The organism is Bacillus paranthracis (genome assembly GCF_024296885.1).
Lineage (GTDB): Bacteria > Bacillota > Bacilli > Bacillales > Bacillaceae_G > Bacillus_A > Bacillus_A paranthracis.
In genome coordinates this window covers 4,026,766-4,049,301 of the sequence record NZ_CP101135.1, presented here as the reverse complement: position 1 = coordinate 4,049,301, position 22,536 = coordinate 4,026,766, and the positions used below count along the sequence as shown (strand labels likewise).

Sequence of the window (22,536 nt, the reverse complement as noted above, 5' to 3'; positions counted from 1 at the left end):
GATCAATGTCAACTGTTGCGTTCCATACGTTAGGTTGTAAAGTAAACCACTATGAAACAGAAGCCATTTGGCAATTGTTTAAACAAGGTGGATATGAAAGAACTGAATATGAAAAGAAAGCTGATGTATATGTTATCAATACATGTACAGTAACAAATACGGGAGATAAGAAAAGTCGTCAAGTTATTAGACGTGCTGTTCGTCAAAACCCAGATGCGGTTATTTGTGTAACGGGATGTTATGCACAAACATCTCCAGCGGAAATTATGGCGATTCCAGGTGTAGATATTGTAGTTGGTACACAAGATCGTGAAAAGATGTTAGGATACATCGAAGAATTCCGTAAAGAGCGTCAGCCAATTAATGCTGTCCGCAACATTATGAAAACACGTGTATACGAAGAACTGGATGTACCTTACTTCACGGATCGTACACGTGCATCTTTAAAAATACAAGAAGGTTGTAATAACTTCTGTACATTCTGTATTATTCCTTGGGCGCGTGGTTTAATGCGTTCTCGCGATGGGAAAGAAGTTATTAAACAAGCGCAGCAATTAGTAGATGCAGGCTATAAGGAAATCGTATTAACAGGTATTCATACAGGTGGATACGGTGAAGATATTAAAGATTATAACTTAGCTGGATTACTTCGTGATATGGAAGCGGAAGTAGACGGATTAAAACGTCTTCGTATTTCTTCTATTGAAGCGAGTCAGATTTCAGATGAAGTAATTGAAGTGTTAGATAAGTCTGAAGTAGTTGTACGTCACTTACACATTCCGTTGCAATCTGGATCTAATACTGTATTAAAGCGTATGCGTCGTAAGTATACGATGGAATTTTTCCAGGAGCGCTTAGATCGTTTGAAAGAAGCGTTACCAGGTCTTGCGATTACATCAGACGTAATCGTTGGTTTCCCAGGTGAAACAGAAGAAGAATTCATGGAAACATACAATTTCATTAAAGAGAATCGCTTCTCTGAGTTGCACGTATTCCCGTACTCAAAACGTACAGGAACACCTGCAGCGCGTATGGAAGATCAAGTTCCTGAAGATGTGAAGAATGATCGTGTTCACCGTTTAATTGAACTATCTAATCAATTAGCGAAAGAGTATGCATCACAGTTTGAAGGAGAAGTACTTGAAATTATTCCAGAAGAACAATTTAAAGAGGGCGACCGTGAAGGCCTATATGTAGGTTATACAGATAACTACTTGAAAATTGTATTTGAAGGATCAGAAGAATTAATCGGTAAATTAGTGAAAGTAAAAATCACAAAAGCTGGTTATCCATATAACGAAGCGCAATTTGTTCGTGTCCTTGAAGATGATGTGAAAAAGGAATCAGCAAGCGCATAAAGTGAAACTTTAATGAGCGTGGGATTCATTCCCCGCTCATTATTAGCCCGCACCAATCGGGATAAAAAAGCATGCAAATGGAAACGATTTGCATGCTTTCTTTTTTAGTGGAGAAGTTAAGTACTGAAAATATACGAAATGAGTAGTTTTTCCGTACGTTTCTGCATGAAAAAAGGTATAATGACAAAAATATAGTTGCCTTCAGGGGAAAAGATAACAGCTATCTGCATAGTTTTTGAAAAAGGAAGAGCATCTATTCTTCTTTTATTCTGTCAAATAGTTGACCTGAAGTGATAAAATGTATTATAATCGTAAAAGACATGCTGAAGAAGTGTTTCTTTTTGCATGCTGGAGTTAGTATGTAAGTGTGATGTTTCGGAGGGAGGGAAAGAGAATGTCAAAAACAGTCGTTCGTAAAAACGAGTCTTTGGAGGATGCACTTCGCCGTTTTAAAAGATCGGTTTCTAAAACTGGTACACTTGCTGAAGCAAGAAAGCGCGAGTTTTATGAAAAACCAAGTGTAAAACGTAAGAAGAAATCTGAAGCGGCAAGAAAGCGTAAATTCTAAGAGAGGGTGTAAGTTATGAGTCTTCTCGGTCGTTTAAACGATGATATGAAACAAGCGATGAAGAATAAACAAAAAGAAAAATTAACCGTCATTCGTATGGTTAAGGCTGCTTTACAAAATGAAGGTATTAAACTACAGCATACTCTTACTGAAGAAGAGGAACTAACAGTTTTAGCTCGTGAAGTAAAACAGCATAAGGACTCCCTCCTTGAATTTAAAAAAGCTGGTCGTGAAGACCTTGTTAATAAACTGCAAAGTGAAATTCAGATTTTAAGCGCATATTTGCCGGAGCAATTAACGGAAGAAGAGCTAGTTGATATAATCAAGCAAGTTATTTCTGAAGTTGGTGCGACGTCTAAAGCAGATATGGGTAAGGTGATGACTGCTGTTATGCCGAAAGTAAAAGGTAAAACAGATGGATCGCTTGTGAATAAGCTGGTTATCCAGCTATTAGCATAAAAAAACGTCTCATTTCGTATGAGACGTTTTTTTATGCTTTTTTCAGTTTGGACGTGATATTACAAGCTCTTTTTTCATACATATGGGATGAGAGGGGGTCTTTTGGGATGAAAAAATTAGAACAAATGAAGAATTGGTTAACGAAGCAAATAGACCTACCAGTGGATGTGCTAATGGATCTACCTCGGATCACGCTTGTTGGGCAAGTGCATATCTATATAGAAAATCATCGAGGTTTATTAGTGTTTTCAGATAAAGAAGTAAGATTGTTGTTAAAGCATGGTCAGTTATTAATTAAGGGGCAGTCCTTTGTTATTAAAACAATCCTTCCGGAAGAACTTTTGCTTGAAGGGATAATTGAGCAAGTGACGTTTTTAGAAGACGAACAGAAAGAGAAGTAAGGGAAACTTCCGTATGTGAAGTTTTTCTTCTTTATTCTAATGATTTGTCCCTACTATTTAAGTTTATCCCGCTTTAATGGGCAGTAAGCCCCCGCCTCAAAATTCAGCGAAAGCAAAGAAGTTAGGTGGGGGTCGGGCTATCCATTAAAGTCCAATTGGTGAGGGCTGATTAAAGTCTCACTTTATCCCGCTATTTATGGAAAATAAAACTCTTTATTTCATTTTCGTACGAGCTATTTTGCTAATTAAAGTGAAAAGTAGTGTGTCTACTTTTGGAAAGGTAGTGAAGGTAGTAGATGAAAAATAAATGGTTTATAAAGTGGCTTGGATATGTAAAGGTACGAATTGAAGGTAGAGGAGCGGAGCGGTTTGTTAACGAATGTGTGCGTAGAAAATTATTAGTTTGGGACGTTAAGAAAATCGCCGATGAAACGTTAGTCTTTTGTATGCTATTACGAGATGTGAAAAAAATAAAGCCGATTTATAGAAAAAATGAGTGTAAACTATATTTTATTGGGCGTTACGGTTTTCCATTTTGGAATAAGCGCTTAATTAAAAATAGTGGATTCTTAATTGGTTTTTTAATTTTCTTCTTTGGCATGATTGCATTATCGAATATGGTTTGGAAAATTGAAATTACAGGAGCGAAACCTGAAACAGAATATATATTGATGAAAGAATTGGACAAAATGGGTATTAAAAAAGGAAAATTACAATTCCAAATGCCTAGTGTAGAAGATGTACAACGTCATTTGACGGACAATATTAATGCGATTACTTGGGCAGGATTAGAAGTAAGGGGAACGACGTACCATTTTAAAATTGTTGAAAAAAATGAGCCGAAAAAAGAAAAAGAACAAAGGCCGCAAAATTTAGTGGCAAAAAAAGAAGCGATTGTTACAAAAACATTTGTTGAAGTTGGAAAACCAGTCGTTTTAAAAAATGATCATGTAGAAAAAGGGCAGCTTCTCGTATCAGGGATATACGGTAATGAGGAGAGTCCAACCATTGTTTCGGCGAAAGGTATTGTATATGGAGAAACGTGGTACACATCTGAGGTGAATGTACCACTCAAGACGCAATTTCAAGTATATACTGGTAATACGTATAATGAGCATTACCTTACATTTGGGAGTACAAAAATAAAAATATGGGGATTTCAGCATGATAAGTATAAACGTTCTCGTACGGAAAGTGTAAAACATGATGTGAAATTATTTGGTTTTACACTGCCGATTGCATATGAAAAAGATGTAGTGCGAGAAGAGGAAGAGGCGAACCGAGAATATACAGAAAAACAGGCAATGAAAGTAGCGAAAGAAATGGCCGAAAAAGAACTAAAGAAAAAATTGGATGAACATGCTATGATTGTAAGTGATAAGATTTTGAGTAAAGAGGTTGAGGCGGATCAACTAAAAGTCACTTTGCATTATACTGTGATTGAAAATATTGCAGAGCCACAACCAATATCCGAATCCGATATTCAAGGAGACTGAGTAATGGCAGAACAATTAGTAGAAATGAACCAACAATTGGAAAATACTAACGAAGCAATCGCTCTTTTTGGAGTCAATGATGCTCATTTGAAAGTAATTGAACGGGAACTGAATGTATCAATCGTAACTAGAGGTGAAACTGTTCATGCATCTGGAGCAGTTGAAACTGTGACACTCGTAGAAAAAATCTTACAACAACTACTTGTTGTTATTCGAAAAGGTGTGTCAATTACAGAAAGAGATGTTGCGTATGCAATTCAGCTCGCACAACAAGGGAAAATTGCTCAATTTGAAGAGTTATATGAAGAAGAAATCTTTAAAACGGCAAAAGGTAAATCCATTCGTGTAAAAACGATGGGACAAAGAAGATATATTCATGCAATGAAGAAAAATGATATTGTATTTGGAATAGGACCTGCCGGGACTGGGAAAACATACTTAGCTGTAGTAATGGCTGTAAGAGCTTTAAAGCAAGGGTATGTAAAGAAAATCATTTTAACGAGACCGGCTGTAGAAGCTGGAGAAAGTTTAGGATTTTTACCAGGTGATTTGAAAGAGAAGGTAGATCCGTACTTACGTCCATTGTATGATGCTCTGCACGATATTCTTGGACAAGAATATACGCAGCGTATGATGGAGAGAGGTGTAATTGAAATCGCACCTCTTGCTTATATGAGAGGACGTACGCTCGATGATTCATTTGTTATTTTAGATGAAGCGCAAAATACAACGGGTGCACAAATAAAAATGTTTTTAACTAGATTAGGTTTTAGTTCTAAAATGGTTATTACGGGGGACCCTTCACAAGTAGACTTACCAAAAGGGGTAAAATCAGGGCTTACGCTAGCCGCTAACATTTTATCTGGTGTATCAGGTCTTTCATTCATTACGTTAGAACAAACGGACGTTGTAAGGCATCCACTGGTACAACGTATTATTGAGGCATATGATAAAATGGAATGATCCTATTTGTCAGGATCATTTCTTTTTGTATTAAGGTTGGCGAACGGCATATTTTTTACTATCATAAAAGATAAGAGAAATAAACTATAGGTACTGGTGTATAAAAATGTTACCTAAAAGTATCGTTGGCTAGAAGAAATGAAAGCTATAAATAGTTTCACTTTATTTCTAGAGAGGAGAAGGTATTGAAATCATGTTAAGATCTCAAGAAATTTCTAAGTGGTTTCGTAATTTACAACATTCGAAAAAACTAAGTTGGATTTCTTACGTTTTATTAGGGGCGGTGCTGTTTTTTGCACTTATGAATAATGTGAAACCAGAGCAATTAGATGTTGATATGTATTCTATTGCGAAAAAAACAATTCATTCTCCTATTAAAATTGAAGATAAGGTTATAACGGAAAGAAAAAAACAAGAGGCCGCTCAAAAAGTCGGGGATCAATATACATATAGAAGTGAATATAAACAAAATAGAGTAGATATTGTAAATGATGTTTTTGCTAAGGTGAATGAAGTAATTCAGGAGATGAAAGCTGCTGGACCTGAAGAGCAAAAAAAGATGACCGATGCGAATAAATTAGAAAAGTTGAAGAAGAAGTTGCCATCTAATTTAACGAAGGAATTATCGGATGAGAATTTATTATACTTTATTAATGCAGAACCGGATCAATTAGAATTAGCAAAGAATGCGGCTTTAACGTCTGTTAGCGTTATCATGGGTGGAAATATTAAAATGTCCGAAGAAATGGCAGCAAAAGAGCGATTTGTTAATGAAATGAAAAGCCTGAATGTGAATAGCGGATTGAAAGAAGCTGTGAATGCGCTAGGATCATATGCGATTACAGCAAATTATTTCTATGATCCGGCTGTAACGAAAGAGAAGAAGAAAGCAGAAGAAGATTTAGTTCCACCTGTTTATATTCTTCAAGGACAAGTTATTGTTAGAGAAGGTGAAACAATTTCAAGTGATATGTATAATCAGTTGAAATTAGTCGGTTTATTAGAAAAAGGTAATAGTTTTCAGCCTTATGTTGGATTAGCGGTGCTCATTGGTGTGTTACTATACTTTATGCATAAACAGTTTGAAGTATTTTTACAGCGGAAAAGAGAAGACAAACCGTACATTTTAGCGTATATTACAATTTTGTCTATCACGATTGTTTTAATGAAAATTATTAGTTTGTTTCAAAAGCTTGAATATGCAGGAATTGCGTATGTTGTCCCAGTTGCGATGGGAACGATACTTGTAAAACTAATGATTGGCGATCGATTTGTATTTTTAACAAGTATGATTTTTTCTGTGTGCGGAAGTATTATGTTTAATGAAGGAGTAACAAGTACACTAAATTATAGTGTAGGCATTTATGTGTTATTAAGTTCATTATCAGTGAGCATTTTCTTAAGAGAAAAAAATCGTCGTACGATGATTTTACAAGCTGGTATACTCGTTTCAATCTTAAATGTAGTCGTCTTGGCGGCGTTATTATTATTACGTAATGGGAATTTTTCGCCTCTTGAAATTGGTACCCAATTATTAATGGCTTCCCTTTCAGGAATTATCTCATCCGTTTTGGCTATGGGGATATTACCATATTTAGAAAGTGGACTTGGAATTGTATCAAGTATGAAGCTTATGGAATTATCAAGTCCGAATCATCCGCTGTTGCGTAGAATTTTATTAGAAGCGCCAGGGACATATCACCATAGTGTAATGGTAGCAAATCTTTCTGAGGCGGCTTGTGAAGCAGTTGGAGCAAATGGTGTATTAGCGCGTGTAGGGGCGTACTATCATGATGTAGGAAAAACAGTACAACCACAATTCTTTATTGAAAACCAGATGGGAATTGAAAATCCGCATGATAAATTAGATCCTGTGACGAGTAAAGATATTATCATTGCTCATGTAACCGATGGAGTAAAGATGCTTGAAGAATACCATATTCCGCAAGAAATTATCGATATTGCTGGACAACACCATGGTACAACGCTCCTGAAATATTTTTATTATAAGGCGATTAAAGAAGATAAAGAAAAATATACAGAAGAGATGTTCCGTTATCCGGGATCAAAAGCAACTTCTAAAGAATCGGCAATAGTTGGTATTGCGGATAGTGTTGAGGCAGCGGTACGTTCTATGAATCACCCAACGCCAGATCAAATTAATAATTTAGTACAAAGTATTATTAAAGATCGCCTGCAAGATGGGCAATTTAGTGAATGTGATTTGACATTTAAGGAACTACAAATCGTTGGAAAAACGTTATGTGAAACGTTAAATGGTATTTTCCATTCGCGTATTACATATCCGGAACCACCGGAAGATAAGGAGAAAGAATGAGTTTATTAATTGATTTCATTGATGAAACAGAAGAAGTGAAAGAAGAGTATGTGAATTTAATTCGTGAGATATTAGGAAAAGCAGCTCAAATGGAAAAAATAGAGGATGGTGCAGAGTTATCAGTAACATTTGTAGATAACGAACGCATTCGCGAGATTAATCGTGATTACCGAGATAAGGATCAGCCTACTGATGTCATTTCTTTTGCTATGGAAGAAATGGGAGAAGGAGAAATGGAAATTGTAGGTGTAGAGATGCCGCGTATGTTAGGTGATCTTATTATTTCTATTCCGAGAGCGAAAGAACAAGCTGAAGAGTATGGACATTCTTTTGATCGTGAACTTGGCTTTTTAGCGTTACATGGCTTTTTACATTTACTTGGTTATGACCACATGACAGAAGAGGATGAAAAAGAAATGTTCGGAAGACAAAAAGAAATTTTAGAAGCATTTGGATTAGGACGATGAAAAAAGGAAAACTTATAGATAGTTTTGGGTATGCTATAGTCGGTATATTCTTTTGTCTTCGTCATGAACGAAATATGAAAATTCATTATTTAGCCGCAGTTGTTGTTATATGCTGCGGCTTTTATTTCCATATTACAAAAGTAGAATGGATGGTATTACTTATTGTAATAGGAATTGTAATGAGTTTAGAGATGGTAAATACGGCTGTGGAAAAAACAGTAGATTTAGCGACTACCGATATACATCCGTTTGCGAAAGTCGCAAAGGATGTCGCGGCGGGAGCGGTTTTATTGTTTGCGATAATAGCCGTTATAATTGGTGCTATTATCTTTTTACCGTATGTGGTATAGTTGCATTCCAAAGCTTTTCTTAAGCTTTGAAGGTGCCGTAAAGGCCTTTAATAAGAGAGTGTATCTATTCACAGCTGTGAACAGGAAGGATGCGGGAATATGAATGGTCAACAATTAATTCAAGAAGCAATCGAAGCGCGTAAACAAGCGTACGTACCATATTCTAAATTTCAAGTAGGTGCAGCATTATTAACGCAGGATGGAAAAGTATATCGTGGATGTAATGTTGAGAATGCTTCATATGGCTTATGTAACTGTGCAGAAAGAACAGCTTTATTTAAGGCGGTTTCTGAAGGAGATAAAGAGTTTGTAGCTATCGCAATTGTGGCGGATACGAAGCGTCCAGTACCTCCTTGTGGAGCATGTCGACAAGTTATGGTAGAATTATGTAAACAGGATACGAAAGTATACCTATCAAATTTACATGGTGACGTTCAAGAGACAACAGTCGGGGAATTGTTACCAGGAGCATTTTTAGCGGAGGATTTACATGAATAGAAAAGGTTATAAATCAGGTTTTGTCTCTATTATTGGCAGACCGAATGTTGGGAAATCTACATTTTTAAATCGTATTATTGGTCAAAAAATTGCTATTATGAGTGACAAGCCACAAACAACTCGTAATAAAATTCAAGGCGTATATACAGAAAATGATTCACAAGTAATTTTTATTGATACCCCAGGAATACATAAACCGAAACATAAACTAGGCGATTTCATGGTGAAGATGGCGCAAACGACATTAAAAGAAGTTGATATCGTTCTATTTATGGTGAATGCTGTTGAAGGCTTTGGTCGTGGTGAAGAATTCATCATCGAGAAGTTAAAAGAAACGAAACAACCAGTATTTTTAGTTATTAATAAAATTGACCAAGTTCACCCAGAACAATTATTAGAGTTAATTGATCAATATCGCAAATTACATGACTTTGCAGAAATCGTACCAATTTCTGCATTAGACGGTAATAACGTAGAGGCCCTAATTGGTACAATTAAAAAGTATTTACCGGAAGGACCACAATACTACCCAGATAATCAAGTAACGGATCATCCGGAGAGATTTATTATTGCAGAGCTTATTCGTGAGAAAGTACTACATTTAACACGTGAAGAAGTGCCGCATTCTGTAGCTGTTGTTATCGATGCAATTCAAAAACGCGAGGGCGGGGCAGTTTATATTAATGCAACGATTGTTGTGGAACGTCCGTCGCAAAAAGGGATTATTATCGGAAAACAAGGGAAGATGTTAAAAGAAGTCGGTAAGCGAGCTCGTTTTGATATTGAAGCATTACTTGGTTCTAAAGTATTTTTAGAAGTATGGGTAAAAGTGCAAAAAGATTGGCGTAATAAAATGTCTCAGCTTCGTGACCTTGGTTTCCGCGAAGACGAGTATTAAAATAGAGTAAAGCTGTAATCAGCGGATGTTTTGTTCATCCGCTGATTATTGGTTTTTACGAGTTTTGATAAATTAGGAAAAATTTTTCTCACATGAAAATGGACAAAATGGGTCAATTTAATAACAACAAAGGAAATTGGTTTATAGGCTACGCTTATTGAGAAAGGTGGATTCTTATGCTAGATTTTACCTGGAAGTTTTTCTCCAAAACAGGAAGCATTGAGACGTATTTGCTTTTGAAAGAAATGGAAAAAGACGTAAACGATGAGATGGATCAACATGAAGAGGAGCTAGCGCATCTAGACTCTCCAATTTCTTGACCCGTTTTGTTCAAACCTTGGATGGTGACGAACATGTTTCAAAAAGTTGAGGGCATCGTTATCCGTACGACAGATTACGGAGAAACGAACAAGATTGTTACAATATTCTCAAGAGAATTGGGTAAGGTAAGTGCAATGGCAAGAGGAGCGAAAAAACCGAAAAGCCGGTTAGCATCTGTTTCGCAACTTATGACACATGGTCATTTTCTTATTCAAATGGGATCTGGACTTGGAACTTTGCAACAAGGCGAGATTATTTCAACTATGAAAGAAATTCGCGAGGATATATTTTTAACTGCTTATGCATCATTTATTGTTGAGTTAACTGATAAAGCAACAGAAGATAAAAAACATAATCCATATTTATTTGAAATGTTATATCAAACGTTGCATTATATGTGTGAGGGTGTTGATCCAGAAGTATTATCATTAATTTATCAAACGAAAATGCTTCCGGTATTAGGGATGCGCCCGTACTTTGATACATGTGCGATTTGTCATCAAGAAACAGATTTTGTCGCCTTCTCTGTTAGGGAGGGCGGTTTTCTGTGCTCACGTCATGCTGAGCAAGATCAGTATCGTATACCAGTGGGGGAAGCCGTTCATAAATTATTACGTCTTTTCTACCACTTCGATTTACATAGACTTGGCAATGTATCAGTGAAGGATAGCACAAAAAAACAAATGCGTTTAGTATTGAATACATATTATGATGAATATTGCGGGATTTATTTGAAATCAAGACGTTTCTTAGAACAACTTGATAAGTTTCAAATATAATTTGGGGCCGTATACGGTCCTTTTTACATCCTTTCTTTTTCGAATAGCATATTTAGTATATAATATTTAAGAGATAGTATAACTTTTTTCGTTGTGCATTAAAGGTGGTGATTATCATAGAGCTGAATAAACGGCAAGAACATATCATTCAGATTGTAAAAGATCACGGTCCTATTACAGGGGAGTCAATTGCTGCGCAATTGGGATTAACACGTGCAACGCTAAGACCAGACTTAGCAATTTTAACGATGGCTGGTTATTTAGAAGCACGTCCACGCGTAGGTTATTTTTATACGGGTAAAACTGGGGGGCAGTTATTATCTGAAGCTGTTAAGAAAATTAAAGTACAAGATTATCAATCTAGACCGGTTGTAATTGATAAAAATGTATCGGTATACGATGCGATTTGTACTATGTTTTTAGAGGATGTAGGTACATTATTCGTTGTAGATCAATCGACTCTATTAGTAGGCGTTGTATCTCGTAAAGATTTATTACGAGCTAGCTTAGGGAAGCAGGATTTAACCTCACTTCCGGTTAATATTATCATGACAAGGATGCCAAACATTGCGATGTGTCGTAGAGAAGATTCTTTATATGATATTGCGATGGAATTAATAGAAAGACAGATTGATGCGATGCCAGTTGTAAAAGATACGAAACAAGGTTTAGAAGTGGTTGGACGAATTACAAAAACAAATATTACACGTGCGTTTGTAAACTTAGTAAATAACGAATAAGTGTAATTTGTTTAAAGTGAGGTAATGTAATGGATAATAAAATCGTATATGTCGTATCTGACTCTGTAGGAGAAACGGCTGATTTGGTTGTTCGAGCAGCAATGGGGCAATTCCCATTTGCTCCTGATATTAGACGTGTGCCGTATGTAGAAGATACAGGGACATTAAAAGAAGTGATTTCGATTGCTAAGAGCAATCAAGCACTTATTTGTTTTACGTTAGTAAAGCCTGACATGCGCCAATATTTAGTGACAGAGGCTGCAAAAGAAGGTGTAGAGGCATATGATATTATTGGCCCTCTAATCGATCAAATTGAAGAAATTACCGGGCAAGTGCCTAGATATGAGCCTGGTGTTGTTCGTAGGTTAGATGAAGAATACTTTAAAAAGATTGAAGCGATTGAGTTTGCTGTGAAGTATGATGATGGTAGAGATGCACGTGGTATTTTAAAAGCAGATATCGTGTTAATTGGGATTTCACGCACATCAAAAACACCACTTTCTCAATATTTAGCTCATAACAAACGTTTGAAAGTTGCCAACGTACCACTAGTACCAGAAGTAGATCCGCCTGAAGAATTATATCAAGTGGCTAAAGAAAAATGCTTCGGTTTGAAAATTACGCCAGAGAAGTTAAATCATATTCGAAAAGAGCGATTGAAATCACTTGGACTAAGTGATGGAGCAACATATGCCAATATTAATCGTATTAAAGAAGAGATTGATCACTTTGAGAATGTAGTTAGTAAAATAAATTGTCAAGTAATTGATGTATCGAACAAAGCGATTGAAGAAACAGCTAACATTATTGTGAATGCAGTGCAAAACCAAAAAATGTTTTAGCACATTTACCAAAGGTGAATGTGCTTTTTTCGCTCGTGAGAAACACAGTGCCTGCTGATTTCGTAATAGATGATAGCGAAGTGGTTATGCTTATATTTTTCGGTCTTTTTATTATGCTAAAGGTAGGATTTCACTATCCTGAAATAGAAGATGAAAAAATAAAGGGATATGTAGCGTAGTTGAAGAAAATATATTATAATAAAAAATTGTGATAAAAACCTATATTTTACGTTTAGACTTTAATTTTTCAGAATAAACTAGGGATAGGATTTAAGAAATGACATGTAATTACGTTAAATCGACAAAATCTATACAAGAAAACGCACATTATGGAAGGATTCGCAGAAGGGATGTAGAATACAGAAATATGCAAAACATCAATATGGTATGAGTTGATGCAGATGCATATACTGTGAAGGCTGACAATTGTGCGAGCTGGAACGAAATTTCATGTCAAAATTTTGTTTGTCACATCGTATGCTCATCGTTTAAGGAAGCAGCGAGGGAATTTGGATCTATGTAGATGCTGAATAAGCAAAAGTTGATTTCTTTATATGTATCAACATGCAAAAAACAGATCTCGTGATCACATAGGATATGGTGCTTGCTAGTCTTCTTATGAAAAAGTGCATATGTATTGTCTCCATGAGGTACATTTGTAATAGATGAGCAAATGGATACAATTTTATATAGTAGGTACGTATCTGCGAAGTTACGCAGAAAAGGGTCTGCAAAATCGCTTGATAACGTGATCGACAACATTTTCTAATAAGTTTAGAAAAAATATTGTCGAATTATAAAGGAATTTTTTAATTTATATCGAATACAAAATACGACACGGAGATGGAGTTATGGGGAACAGAATTCCTGAAGAAGTTGTTGAACAAATTCGGACATCATCCGATATTGTCGAAGTGATTGGTGAATACGTTCAACTTAGAAAACAGGGACGTAACTATTTCGGCCTTTGTCCGTTTCATGGTGAGAATTCTCCTTCATTCTCTGTTTCATCTGACAAGCAAATTTTTCATTGCTTCGGATGTGGAGAAGGTGGAAATGTATTTTCCTTTCTAATGAAAATGGAAGGACTGGCTTTTACCGAAGCTGTTCAAAAGCTAGGTGAAAGAAATGGAATTGCGGTTGCAGAGTATACATCAGGGCAAGGACAACAAGAAGACATATCTGATGACACTGTCATCATGCAACAGGCTCATGAACTTTTGAAAAAGTATTATCATCATTTATTAGTAAATACAGAAGAAGGAAATGAAGCACTTTCGTATTTGTTAAAACGTGGTATTACAAAAGAGATGATTGAGAAGTTTGAAATTGGTTATGCGTCACCTGCTTGGGATGCAGCAACGAAAATTTTACAAAAAAGAGGTTTATCGCTATCAAGTATGGAACAAGCTGGTCTTCTCATAAGAAGCGAGAAGGATGGTAGTCATTATGATCGCTTCCGTGGAAGAGTTATGTTTCCAATCTATACGTTACAAGGTAAAGTGATAGCGTTTAGTGGAAGGGCATTAGGAGATGACACTCCGAAATATTTAAATAGCCCAGAAACACCAATTTTTCACAAAAGTAAATTGTTGTATAACTTCCACCAAGCGAGGCCGTTTATTAGAAAACGTGGGCAAGTGGTCCTTTTTGAAGGGTATGCTGACGTACTAGCTGCGGTAAAAAGTGGTGTGGAAGAAGCTGTTGCGACAATGGGAACAGCTTTAACTGAAGAACAAGCAAAACTTCTGCGACGTAACGTTGAAACTGTTGTTCTTTGCTATGATGGTGATAAAGCAGGGCGAGAAGCGACGATGAAAGCAGGGCAATTATTGTTGCAAGTTGGTTGCCAAGTGAAAGTTACATCCTTGCCAGATAAGCTTGATCCTGATGAATATGTGCAACAATATGGGACAACTGCTTTTGAAAATCTTGTGAAATCAAGTATAAGTTTTGTTGGTTTTAAAATAAATTATTTGCGTTTAGGGAAAAATTTGCAAGATGAGTCGGGCAAAGAAGAGTATGTGAAAAGTGTTTTAAAAGAGTTATCGTTGTTACAGGATGCGATGCAGGCAGAATCATATTTGAAGTCATTATCGCAAGAATTTTCGTATTCAATGGAAACACTTTTGAATCAATTGCACCAATATCGCAAAGAACAAAAGGTACAGCAAAAACAAGTAAAGCAGGTTTCTAAGCCGTCTCAAATTGTTCAAACAAAACCGAAGTTAACAGGTTTTGAAAGGGCAGAAAGAGAAATTATTTACCATATGTTGCAAAGTCCAGAAGTGGCCGTTCGTATGGAATCCCACATAGAAGATTTTCATACAGAAGAACATAAAGGGATTTTATATGAACTATACGCATATTATGAAAAGGGAAATGAACCTTCAGTCGGAACATTTTTAAGTTGGCTCTCTGATGAAAAGTTGAAAAATATTATTACTGATATTTCGACGGATGAATTTATTAATCCAGAATACACAGAAGAAGTGTTACAAGGCCATTTGGAGACGCTTAGACGTCATCAAGAAAAACTTGAAAAGATGGAAATCATCTTCAAGATAAAACAAATGGAAAAAACAGATCCTGTAGAGGCTGCTAAATATTATGTAGCATATTTACAAAATCAAAAAGCGAGAAAATAGCTTTTTTGATAAATTTTTAGTATAATGAATGTTTGTATCTCGCGTAAGGAGGGGAACAGATGGCTGACAAACCAGCTCGTTCTAAACAAATTGAAACTGAAATGACCCTTGAGCAAGTGAAAGAACAACTCACTGAGCTCGGAAAAAAACGTGGCGTTCTTACATATGAAGAGATTGCAGAACGCATGAATGGATTTGAAATTGAATCCGATCAAATGGATGAATACTATGAATATTTAGGTGAACAAGGGATTGACTTAGTTGGCGACAATGACAACGACGAAGGCCCTAATAATCGCCAAATAGCAAAATCGGAAGAAGAATTCGACCTCAATGATTTAAGTGTACCACCAGGGGTTAAAATCAACGATCCTGTTCGTATGTATTTAAAAGAAATTGGTCGTGTAGATTTACTATCTGCAGAAGAAGAAATTCGACTTGCAACGCGTATTGAAGAAGGCGATGAAGAAGCGAAACGTCGTCTTGCAGAAGCAAACTTACGTCTTGTAGTAAGTATTGCAAAGCGCTACGTGGGCCGTGGTATGCTTTTCTTAGACTTAATCCAAGAAGGGAATATGGGTCTAATTAAAGCGGTTGAAAAGTTCGATTATCGTAAAGGTTTCAAATTTAGTACGTATGCAACTTGGTGGATTCGCCAAGCAATTACACGTGCGATTGCAGACCAAGCAAGAACAATTCGTATCCCAGTTCATATGGTTGAAACGATTAATAAGTTAATTCGTGTACAACGTCAATTATTACAAGATTTAGGACGTGAACCATCTCCTGAAGAGATTGGTGAAGAAATGGATCTTGCTCCAGAAAAAGTACGTGAAATCTTGAAAATTGCACAGGAGCCAGTTTCTCTTGAAACACCGATTGGTGAAGAAGATGACTCCCATTTAGGTGATTTCATTGAAGACCAAGAAGCAACATCGCCTGCGGACCATGCAGCGTATGAATTGCTAAAAGAACAATTAGAAGATGTGTTAGATACACTAACAGATCGTGAAGAAAATGTTCTACGTCTTCGTTTTGGTTTAGATGATGGACGAACTCGTACGCTTGAAGAAGTTGGGAAAGTATTCGGCGTAACGAGAGAACGTATCCGTCAAATTGAAGCAAAAGCACTTCGTAAATTGAGACATCCAAGCCGTAGTAAGCGTCTTAAGGATTTCTTAGAATAGGCTACCTTTAAGTTTACTTCACTTTTGTGAAGTAAACTTTTTTATTTTGTTAATTTTTGTTAAACTTTAGCTGTCAGCAACGATTACAATTTCTTGTAATTTATTTTACAGAATTGTCTTTTGATTTGCAAATGCTCATTTTTCGATTTTTCGATTAATTTTGTTTATTCTATACAAAAATATATGTAGAAAAGTGAAAAATATGATGAGAAACGTTAATAATTATCGAAATAATAAGCGATATAACAATAAAAAACAATAAACTGAATTTATGGAATATTTTTAACGATTAGTAGTTTACTCTTTTCTGATAGAGCGTTTTCAAGTACAATGGAAATGACTGAATCATCTAACTATTTAGGGGTATAGAGGGGGGAGAAGAGATATGAAACGTAATCCGCTGATTCCGTTCGCTCTTATTGCAGCATTGGGTATTATCGTTATGTTTGTATTTTCATTTCAGGGGCTAAATAAATCTAAAGAGTTAGCTGATGCAAAAAATGGCGGGAAGCCAGCACAAACAGCATCCAAGCCAGAGGATATTGTGAAGCAAAGCTGTACGAGCTGCCACGGTGATCAATTACAAGGGGCGGTAGGACCTAATTTACAAAAAATTGGTGGGAAACTTTCAAAGGATGAAATTAAAGAAATTCTTTCGAAAGGAAAAGGCAATATGCCACCGAATATAGTTCCAGCTGATCAAGCCGCTAAAGTAGCTGATTGGTTATCGAAGAAAAAATAAAGTTCCGTATAACAAGCCTTTTGCTTAAGCAAAAGGCTTGTTTTTCTATATTTTCTAAAATACGATGAATGATAGAGAAGTGAATTGTTGTTATAGGCTTGCAACAACTACTATAAATTCATTATCATGGAGACAGACTGACAAGAGAAGGAGTAATGGAAATACATGAATGAAGTAAAGCTTTCAAAACGATTAGAAGAAGTTGTGCGTGAAATACCAGTAGGATCTACAGTTGCCGATATTGGATCGGATCATGCGTATTTACCGTGTTATACAATTATAAATAATATTGCTACTAAAGCAGTTGCTGGAGAGGTTGTAGATGGACCATTTCGCTCTGCGCAGGCAACTGTAGCTGAAAGTGGCTTACAAGATAAAGTAGATGTGCGTAAAGGGAATGGATTAGCTGTTATCGAGCCAGGAGAAGTAGATGTAATTACGGTTGCCGGAATGGGCGGAGCGTTAATTCGTGATATTTTAGAAAGTGGTAAAGAAAAATTAGAAGGTGTAACACGTTTAATCTTACAGCCGAATATTGCAGCGCATCACATTCGTGAATGGTTTATTGCGAATGGATGGGAGCTTATCCATGAAAAAATCGTAAAAGAAGATGGGAAAATTTACGAGATTTTAGTAGGGGAGCGAGGAAATATCACGGTTCCTTACTCTGAAAATAAACAGGCTGAATTATTTATGGGACCATTTTTAATGAAAGAAAAAAGTGAAGCTTTCGTTGAAAAGTGGGAAGGAGAATTAAAAAACTTCCAAAATATTTTAAAGCAGTTAGAACGTGCGGCTGATTCTGAAGAAACAAAAGCGAAGCGTGCGGAAGTAGAAGCGAAAATGAAAATGATAGGGGAGGTTTTATCATGAGTAAAATTCCAAATGGCCATGAAATTATTTCGTTATTTGAAAGTATGTATCCGAAGCATTTGGCGATGGAAGGAGATAAGATTGGCTTGCAGATTGGAGCGCTTAATAAACCCGTGCAGCACGTATTAATTGCGTTAGATGTAACGGAAGAAGTTGTGGATGAAGCAATTCAATTAGGAGCGAATGTCATTATTGCGCATCATCCTTTAATTTTTAACCCGCTAAAAGCGATTCATACAGATAAGGCATATGGGAAAATTATTGAAAAGTGTATTAAAAATGATATTGCAATCTATGCCGCGCATACAAATGTGGATGTTGCTAAGGGCGGGGTAAATGATTTACTTGCTGAGGCGTTAGGATTGCAAAATACAGAAGTTTTGGCACCGACATATGCAGAAGAAATGAAAAAAATTGTTGTGTTTGTGCCTGAAACTCATGCAGAAGAAGTACGAAAAGCATTAGGAGACGCAGGTGCTGGTCATATCGGCAATTATAGTCACTGTACGTTTAATAGCGAGGGTACAGGTACGTTTGTACCTCAAGAGGGGACAAATCCTTATATCGGGGAAACTGGACAGTTAGAGCGCGTAGAAGAAGTGCGAATCGAAACGATTATTCCAGCTTCACTACAACGAAAAGTGATTAAAGCAATGGTAACAGCACATCCATATGAAGAAGTAGCCTATGATGTGTATCCACTTGATAACAAAGGTGAAACGTTAGGGCTTGGAAAAATAGGGTATTTACAAGAAGAAATGACACTTGGACAGTTTGCGGAACATGTAAAGCAATCGTTAGATGTAAAGGGTGCGCGAGTTGTTGGGAAATTAGATGATAAAGTGCGCAAAGTAGCTGTACTTGGTGGCGATGGTAACAAATACATCAATCAAGCTAAATTTAAAGGTGCGGATGTATATGTAACAGGTGACATGTATTATCATGTTGCCCATGATGCGATGATGCTCGGTTTAAATATCGTCGACCCAGGACATAACGTTGAAAAGGTAATGAAGCAAGGTGTACAAAAGCAATTACAAGAAAAAGCAGATGCAAAGAAACTGAATGTACATATTCATGCTTCACAGTTACATACAGATCCATTTACATTTGTATAAGAAAAATAAAAAACCGTTGCTCATATAGGCAACGGTTTTTATTATTGTTCTTTTTTCACTTTTACACGAGGTAATATTTTTTGTAACGGTACTTTTCGAACTCTTTCCCATGTAGCAGGATTCATTGGGTCATATTGCTCTAAGAAAGCGATAACCTCTTTTGTAATTGGTGTTGGAGTAGAAGCGCCTGCTGTAACAGCTACGTTCTCGACACCTTGTAGCCATTCTAATTTGATTTCACTTACGTCCGCAACGCGGTATGCTTTCGTACCAGCGATTTCTTGCGATACTTGTGCTAAACGGTTTGAGTTATTACTTTTCGGGTCACCGACAACAATTGTTAAGTCTGCAACATCAGCTTGTTTGGCAACCGCTTCTTGGCGAACTTGAGTTGCTAAACAAATTTCCTTATGGAACTCTGCTGTTGGGAATTTCTTCTGAATGTCCTCCATTAAATGTTGAACATCCCATTGACTCATCGTTGTTTGATTTGTAACTAAAATTTTATCCGTTGGAATTTCTAATGTTTTTAAATCATCGGCTCTTTCGATAAGATGAACGATGTCAGGTGCGATACCAACTGCGCCTTCTGGTTCTGGATGATTTTTTTTGCCAATATAAATGACATGGTAACCTTCAGCTTTCTTTGCTTCAATAAGGTCATGTGTTTTTGTAACATCTGGGCAAGTGGCATCGATTGTTGTTAAACCTTTTTCTTTTGCACGTTGTTTAACTTCTGGAGAAACACCGTGTGCAGTGAAAATAACAGTACCAGAATCGATTTTATCTAAAATGTCTAATCGACTTGGACCATCTAGTGTGATGATGCCATCTTCTTCGAACGCATCTGTTACATGTTTGTTGTGAACAATCATACCTAAAATATAAATAGGTCTTGGTAATGATGTATCTAATGCGGCGTTACGTGCAATAACCATCGCGTCCACAACACCGTAGCAATAACCACGAGGGGAAATTTTAACAATTTTCATACGAGTAATCCTCTCCTTCTAAACAAGGGATACTTTTGTGCATAGTCTTTTACATTATAAAGGAGGAGTGGATAGAAAACAAAGGATTGTTACACATATAGTTTTGGTTTTGTTGCTATTTTTTGAACAGGCTCCTCTCGTACTTCTTTTTCTATGACTGGCTCAATCACCATTTTTTTTCTTTTTCTTTTTTTGGATGGAGGATGTGGAGTTGCTACCTCAACCTTTTCTGTTACGTCTTCAGTTTGATCTTCGGTTGGATTTTCTTCCGTACTTTTTCCAGAGGTTAGAATTTTAACAATGCTTGGTAGGTTACGCATAATGGGACCGTACTGTTCGACGACAGGGCTTACAGATTGAACGACTTGTGATACTTTTTCGATATTATTTATCATATTAGTTGGATTCGAAATTAAATTCGAAAAAAAACTACCGATGCCGCTACTTGATGTGTCTGTATTTGCTGCACCGCCGCGCGTGTCGTTTGATTCATACATTTGAGGAGGGATCATTTGCTCGGGATGCTGCTGCATGTATGGTTGATATTGCTGTCGATATTGTTGCGGGTATTGGTGTTGGTATTGTTGCTGATATTGCTGTCGATATTGAGGTGGCGGTTGCTGGTGCTGGTGCATCATTGGTGGTCCTTCCATTTGTCGATAAGGCGGAACCATTTGCATGAAAGCTTCGGTTGGATCGTGTTTTTTAAAGAGTTTAGCAAGAAATCCTTTCTTTTTTTGTGCCATCGGTGGTAGTTGTGGAATTGGATATGGTGTATAAGGTTGCTGCCCTGGATTCGGATACATTTGCCTCATGGGGGATTTTGGAAACATGTGAGAAATCCTCCTTTCTTCAGTTAGGTATATACACATACAATATGCAATAAGAGGGAAGAAGGTTAGTTTTTGAAGTAAAAACCTAAACTAAAGATGGATTTTACTTGTAGATTTCGATATAATGTAGACTTGACTGATTTGTGCGCGCAGTAGAAATTTAGAAAGAAGGTGTAACTTATGACACAACAAACTTTTACACAGTATGATTTTAAACCATTTTTAATAGATGCAGTTCGTGAACTACGCTTTACAGAGCCGACAGGAATTCAACAGAAAATTTTCCCGGTCGTGAAAAAAGGTGTAAGTGTAATTGGACAATCCCAAACAGGTTCTGGGAAAACACATGCATACTTACTTCCTACATTGAACAGAATTAACCCAGGTCGTGAAGAAGTACAACTTGTTATTACAGCGCCTACTCGTGAGTTAGCACAACAAATTTACGAAGAAATCGTGAAATTAACAAAGTTCTGTGCGGAAGATCAAATGATTACAGCACGTTGTTTAATTGGTGGAACTGATAAACAACGATCAATTGAAAAGTTGAAAAAACAACCTCATATTGTAGTTGGAACACCAGGACGTATTAAAGACTTAGTAGAAGAACAAGCACTGTTTGTTCATAAAGCAAATACAATTATTGTCGATGAAGCAGACTTAATGCTTGATATGGGATTCATTCATGATGTAGATAAGATTGCAGCACGCATGCCTAAAAACTTGCAAATGTTAGTTTTCTCTGCAACAATTCCTCAAAAACTAAAACCGTTTCTGAAGAAATACATGGAGAATCCAGAGCATATTCATATCAATCCAAAACAAGTTGCGGCTGGAAATATCGAGCATTATTTAGTGCCTTCTAAACATCGTAACAAAATCGATTTAGTGAAAAGAATGTTGCTACAATTTAAGCCGTATTTAGCAGTTGTTTTCACGAATACGAAGAAAATGGCGGATCAAGTTGCTGACGGATTAACGGAACGCGGCTTAAAAGTTGGACGAATTCACGGAGATTTATCACCTCGTGATCGTAAAAAAATGATGAAACAAATTCGTGACCTTGAATTCCAATATATTGTTGCAACTGATTTAGCAGCTCGTGGTATTGATATTGAAGGAATTAGTCATGTTATTAACTACGAACTTCCATCAGATTTAGATTTCTTCGTTCACCGAGTGGGAAGAACAGCACGTGCAGGCTATTCAGGTATTGCAGTGACGATTTATGATCCAGCAAACGAAGAAGCGTTAGATAGTTTAGAAAAACAACGTCATATCGAGTTTAAACATGTAGATTTACGTGGAGATGAGTGGACGGATTTAGGTGAACGTCGTCGTCGTAAGAGCCGTAAAAAACCAAATGATGAACTTGATGTTATGGCAACGAAAGTTGTTAAAAAACCGAAAAAAGTAAAACCAAACTATAAACGTAAACTTGCAACAGAACGTGACAAAGTGAAAAGAAAATATAGCAATAAAAAAAGATAAGGGATTTCCCTTATCTTTTTTTATCCAGCTATTTGTGAGAGCCGTAATCAATATGGATAGAAAATATTGATTAAAGTTTCGCTTCATCTAGATAATGTAAATGAAGAGTATAGTCTGTTTAAATAGTCGTATAAATTTATGTAGTGCGTTTTTTGTGAACAAACAATTCACTAC

General features: G+C 36.5%; 23 protein-coding genes. 21 read left to right on the top strand and 2 right to left on the bottom strand.

The window, feature by feature from the left end:
- The first annotated feature begins 5 nt into the window (after positions 1-5).
- The 20 genes from mtaB to NLJ82_RS20860 all read left to right on the top strand — a co-directional run bounded on the left by mtaB (position 6) and on the right by NLJ82_RS20860 (position 19,046).
- Positions 6-1,358 (top strand): tRNA (N(6)-L-threonylcarbamoyladenosine(37)-C(2))-methylthiotransferase MtaB, encoded by a 1,353-nt coding sequence (mtaB, locus tag NLJ82_RS20955; protein ID WP_000108677.1) that lies wholly within the window; start codon positions 6-8, stop codon positions 1,356-1,358.
- Positions 1,359-1,752: 394 nt separating this feature from the next.
- Positions 1,753-1,926 (top strand): 30S ribosomal protein S21, encoded by a 174-nt coding sequence (rpsU, locus tag NLJ82_RS20950; RefSeq protein ID WP_000048061.1) that lies wholly within the window; start codon positions 1,753-1,755, stop codon positions 1,924-1,926.
- Positions 1,927-1,941: 15 nt separating this feature from the next.
- Positions 1,942-2,385, top strand: coding sequence for a GatB/YqeY domain-containing protein (locus NLJ82_RS20945; RefSeq protein WP_000054571.1), 444 nt, complete (start codon positions 1,942-1,944; stop codon positions 2,383-2,385).
- 107 nt (positions 2,386-2,492) lie between these two features.
- Positions 2,493-2,786 carry a sporulation protein YqfC gene (gene yqfC / locus NLJ82_RS20940; protein WP_000732266.1) on the top strand — a complete coding sequence of 98 codons (294 nt, stop codon included), beginning with the start codon at positions 2,493-2,495 and terminating at the stop codon, positions 2,784-2,786.
- Positions 2,787-3,082: 296 nt separating this feature from the next.
- Positions 3,083-4,282, top strand: coding sequence for a sporulation protein YqfD (yqfD, locus tag NLJ82_RS20935; RefSeq protein WP_000792485.1), 1,200 nt, complete (start codon positions 3,083-3,085; stop codon positions 4,280-4,282).
- Positions 4,283-4,285: 3 nt separating this feature from the next.
- Entirely contained in the window at positions 4,286-5,245 is a 960-nt protein-coding gene (locus NLJ82_RS20930; RefSeq protein WP_000840516.1) for a PhoH family protein, read from the top strand.
- A gap of 193 nt (positions 5,246-5,438) precedes the next feature.
- Positions 5,439-7,583 (top strand): HD family phosphohydrolase, encoded by a 2,145-nt coding sequence (locus tag NLJ82_RS20925; protein ID WP_000946450.1) that lies wholly within the window; start codon positions 5,439-5,441, stop codon positions 7,581-7,583.
- A complete protein-coding gene (ybeY, locus tag NLJ82_RS20920) occupies positions 7,580-8,050 on the top strand; it encodes an rRNA maturation RNase YbeY (protein WP_000054692.1) in 471 nt (156 codons plus the stop codon). The genes NLJ82_RS20925 and ybeY overlap by 4 nt, the downstream gene beginning before the upstream one ends.
- Positions 8,047-8,400 (top strand): diacylglycerol kinase family protein, encoded by a 354-nt coding sequence (locus tag NLJ82_RS20915; RefSeq protein ID WP_000715482.1) that lies wholly within the window; start codon positions 8,047-8,049, stop codon positions 8,398-8,400. Before ybeY ends, NLJ82_RS20915 begins: the two co-directional genes overlap by 4 nt.
- 99 nt (positions 8,401-8,499) lie before the next feature.
- A complete protein-coding gene (locus tag NLJ82_RS20910) occupies positions 8,500-8,898 on the top strand; it encodes a cytidine deaminase (RefSeq protein WP_001014347.1) in 399 nt (132 codons plus the stop codon).
- Positions 8,891-9,796 (top strand): GTPase Era, encoded by a 906-nt coding sequence (gene era / locus NLJ82_RS20905; protein ID WP_001080241.1) that lies wholly within the window; start codon positions 8,891-8,893, stop codon positions 9,794-9,796. The genes NLJ82_RS20910 and era overlap by 8 nt, the downstream gene beginning before the upstream one ends.
- A gap of 176 nt (positions 9,797-9,972) precedes the next feature.
- Positions 9,973-10,116, top strand: a complete 144-nt coding sequence (locus tag NLJ82_RS20900) for a YqzL family protein (RefSeq protein ID WP_000883924.1) — start codon at positions 9,973-9,975, stop codon at positions 10,114-10,116.
- A 33-nt stretch (positions 10,117-10,149) separates the two neighbouring features.
- Complete coding sequence (gene recO / locus NLJ82_RS20895) at positions 10,150-10,896, top strand: DNA repair protein RecO (RefSeq protein ID WP_000487010.1); 747 nt, start codon at positions 10,150-10,152, stop codon at positions 10,894-10,896.
- Positions 10,897-11,003: 107 nt separating this feature from the next.
- A complete protein-coding gene (gene ccpN / locus NLJ82_RS20890; protein ID WP_000583759.1) occupies positions 11,004-11,636 on the top strand; it encodes a transcriptional regulator CcpN in 633 nt (210 codons plus the stop codon).
- A 29-nt stretch (positions 11,637-11,665) separates the two neighbouring features.
- Positions 11,666-12,478, top strand: coding sequence for a pyruvate, water dikinase regulatory protein (locus NLJ82_RS20885; protein ID WP_000368943.1), 813 nt, complete (start codon positions 11,666-11,668; stop codon positions 12,476-12,478).
- A gap of 851 nt (positions 12,479-13,329) precedes the next feature.
- Positions 13,330-15,126: a DNA primase gene (gene dnaG / locus NLJ82_RS20880; protein ID WP_000528216.1), complete on the top strand. Its 1,797-nt coding sequence runs from the start codon at positions 13,330-13,332 to the stop codon at positions 15,124-15,126.
- A gap of 59 nt (positions 15,127-15,185) precedes the next feature.
- A complete protein-coding gene (rpoD, locus tag NLJ82_RS20875; RefSeq protein ID WP_000764060.1) occupies positions 15,186-16,313 on the top strand; it encodes an RNA polymerase sigma factor RpoD in 1,128 nt (375 codons plus the stop codon).
- 385 nt (positions 16,314-16,698) lie between these two features.
- The gene (gene cccA / locus NLJ82_RS20870) at positions 16,699-17,055 is read left to right on the top strand and encodes a cytochrome c550 (protein ID WP_000828145.1); all 357 of its coding nucleotides are present in this window, start codon (positions 16,699-16,701) and stop codon (positions 17,053-17,055) included.
- 165 nt (positions 17,056-17,220) lie between these two features.
- Positions 17,221-17,928, top strand: coding sequence for a tRNA (adenine(22)-N(1))-methyltransferase (locus NLJ82_RS20865; protein ID WP_001006548.1), 708 nt, complete (start codon positions 17,221-17,223; stop codon positions 17,926-17,928).
- The gene (locus NLJ82_RS20860; protein ID WP_000036211.1) at positions 17,925-19,046 is read left to right on the top strand and encodes a Nif3-like dinuclear metal center hexameric protein; all 1,122 of its coding nucleotides are present in this window, start codon (positions 17,925-17,927) and stop codon (positions 19,044-19,046) included. The genes NLJ82_RS20865 and NLJ82_RS20860 overlap by 4 nt, the downstream gene beginning before the upstream one ends.
- Positions 19,047-19,087: 41 nt before the next feature.
- Here NLJ82_RS20860 and NLJ82_RS20855 read toward each other — a convergent pair whose 3' ends face one another.
- Both NLJ82_RS20855 and vrrA read right to left on the bottom strand, forming a co-directional pair.
- A complete protein-coding gene (locus NLJ82_RS20855; RefSeq protein WP_000706669.1) occupies positions 19,088-20,038 on the bottom strand; it encodes a 4-hydroxy-3-methylbut-2-enyl diphosphate reductase in 951 nt (316 codons plus the stop codon).
- Between the two features lie 89 nt (positions 20,039-20,127).
- Positions 20,128-20,871: a VrrA/YqfQ family protein gene (gene vrrA / locus NLJ82_RS20850; RefSeq protein ID WP_000484138.1), complete on the bottom strand. Its 744-nt coding sequence runs from the start codon at positions 20,869-20,871 to the stop codon at positions 20,128-20,130.
- Between the two features lie 180 nt (positions 20,872-21,051).
- Here vrrA and NLJ82_RS20845 point away from each other — a divergent pair, with 180 nt between their 5' ends.
- A complete protein-coding gene (locus NLJ82_RS20845; RefSeq protein ID WP_000194028.1) occupies positions 21,052-22,362 on the top strand; it encodes a DEAD/DEAH box helicase in 1,311 nt (436 codons plus the stop codon).
- The last annotated feature ends 174 nt before the right edge of the window (positions 22,363-22,536 follow it).

What these genes read in the sequence shown, in the direction of transcription:
- mtaB (WP_000108677.1), top strand. Translation starts at nt 6, where the DNA reads ATGTCAACTGTTGCGTTCCATACGTTAGGTTGTAAAGTAAACCACTAT.
- rpsU (WP_000048061.1), top strand. Translation starts at nt 1,753, where the DNA reads ATGTCAAAAACAGTCGTTCGTAAAAACGAGTCTTTGGAGGATGCACTT.
- NLJ82_RS20945 (WP_000054571.1), top strand. Translation starts at nt 1,942, where the DNA reads ATGAGTCTTCTCGGTCGTTTAAACGATGATATGAAACAAGCGATGAAG.
- yqfC (WP_000732266.1), top strand. Translation starts at nt 2,493, where the DNA reads ATGAAAAAATTAGAACAAATGAAGAATTGGTTAACGAAGCAAATAGAC.
- yqfD (WP_000792485.1), top strand. Translation starts at nt 3,083, where the DNA reads ATGAAAAATAAATGGTTTATAAAGTGGCTTGGATATGTAAAGGTACGA.
- NLJ82_RS20930 (WP_000840516.1), top strand. Translation starts at nt 4,286, where the DNA reads ATGGCAGAACAATTAGTAGAAATGAACCAACAATTGGAAAATACTAAC.
- NLJ82_RS20925 (WP_000946450.1), top strand. Translation starts at nt 5,439, where the DNA reads ATGTTAAGATCTCAAGAAATTTCTAAGTGGTTTCGTAATTTACAACAT.
- ybeY (WP_000054692.1), top strand. Translation starts at nt 7,580, where the DNA reads ATGAGTTTATTAATTGATTTCATTGATGAAACAGAAGAAGTGAAAGAA.
- NLJ82_RS20915 (WP_000715482.1), top strand. Translation starts at nt 8,047, where the DNA reads ATGAAAAAAGGAAAACTTATAGATAGTTTTGGGTATGCTATAGTCGGT.
- NLJ82_RS20910 (WP_001014347.1), top strand. Translation starts at nt 8,500, where the DNA reads ATGAATGGTCAACAATTAATTCAAGAAGCAATCGAAGCGCGTAAACAA.
- era (WP_001080241.1), top strand. Translation starts at nt 8,891, where the DNA reads ATGAATAGAAAAGGTTATAAATCAGGTTTTGTCTCTATTATTGGCAGA.
- NLJ82_RS20900 (WP_000883924.1), top strand. Translation starts at nt 9,973, where the DNA reads ATGCTAGATTTTACCTGGAAGTTTTTCTCCAAAACAGGAAGCATTGAG.
- recO (WP_000487010.1), top strand. Translation starts at nt 10,150, where the DNA reads ATGTTTCAAAAAGTTGAGGGCATCGTTATCCGTACGACAGATTACGGA.
- NLJ82_RS20885 (WP_000368943.1), top strand. Translation starts at nt 11,666, where the DNA reads ATGGATAATAAAATCGTATATGTCGTATCTGACTCTGTAGGAGAAACG.
- dnaG (WP_000528216.1), top strand. Translation starts at nt 13,330, where the DNA reads ATGGGGAACAGAATTCCTGAAGAAGTTGTTGAACAAATTCGGACATCA.
- rpoD (WP_000764060.1), top strand. Translation starts at nt 15,186, where the DNA reads ATGGCTGACAAACCAGCTCGTTCTAAACAAATTGAAACTGAAATGACC.
- cccA (WP_000828145.1), top strand. Translation starts at nt 16,699, where the DNA reads ATGAAACGTAATCCGCTGATTCCGTTCGCTCTTATTGCAGCATTGGGT.
- NLJ82_RS20865 (WP_001006548.1), top strand. Translation starts at nt 17,221, where the DNA reads ATGAATGAAGTAAAGCTTTCAAAACGATTAGAAGAAGTTGTGCGTGAA.
- NLJ82_RS20860 (WP_000036211.1), top strand. Translation starts at nt 17,925, where the DNA reads ATGAGTAAAATTCCAAATGGCCATGAAATTATTTCGTTATTTGAAAGT.
- NLJ82_RS20855 (WP_000706669.1), bottom strand. Translation starts at nt 20,038, where the DNA reads ATGAAAATTGTTAAAATTTCCCCTCGTGGTTATTGCTACGGTGTTGTG.
- vrrA (WP_000484138.1), bottom strand. Translation starts at nt 20,871, where the DNA reads ATGTTTCCAAAATCCCCCATGAGGCAAATGTATCCGAATCCAGGGCAG.
- NLJ82_RS20845 (WP_000194028.1), top strand. Translation starts at nt 21,052, where the DNA reads ATGACACAACAAACTTTTACACAGTATGATTTTAAACCATTTTTAATA.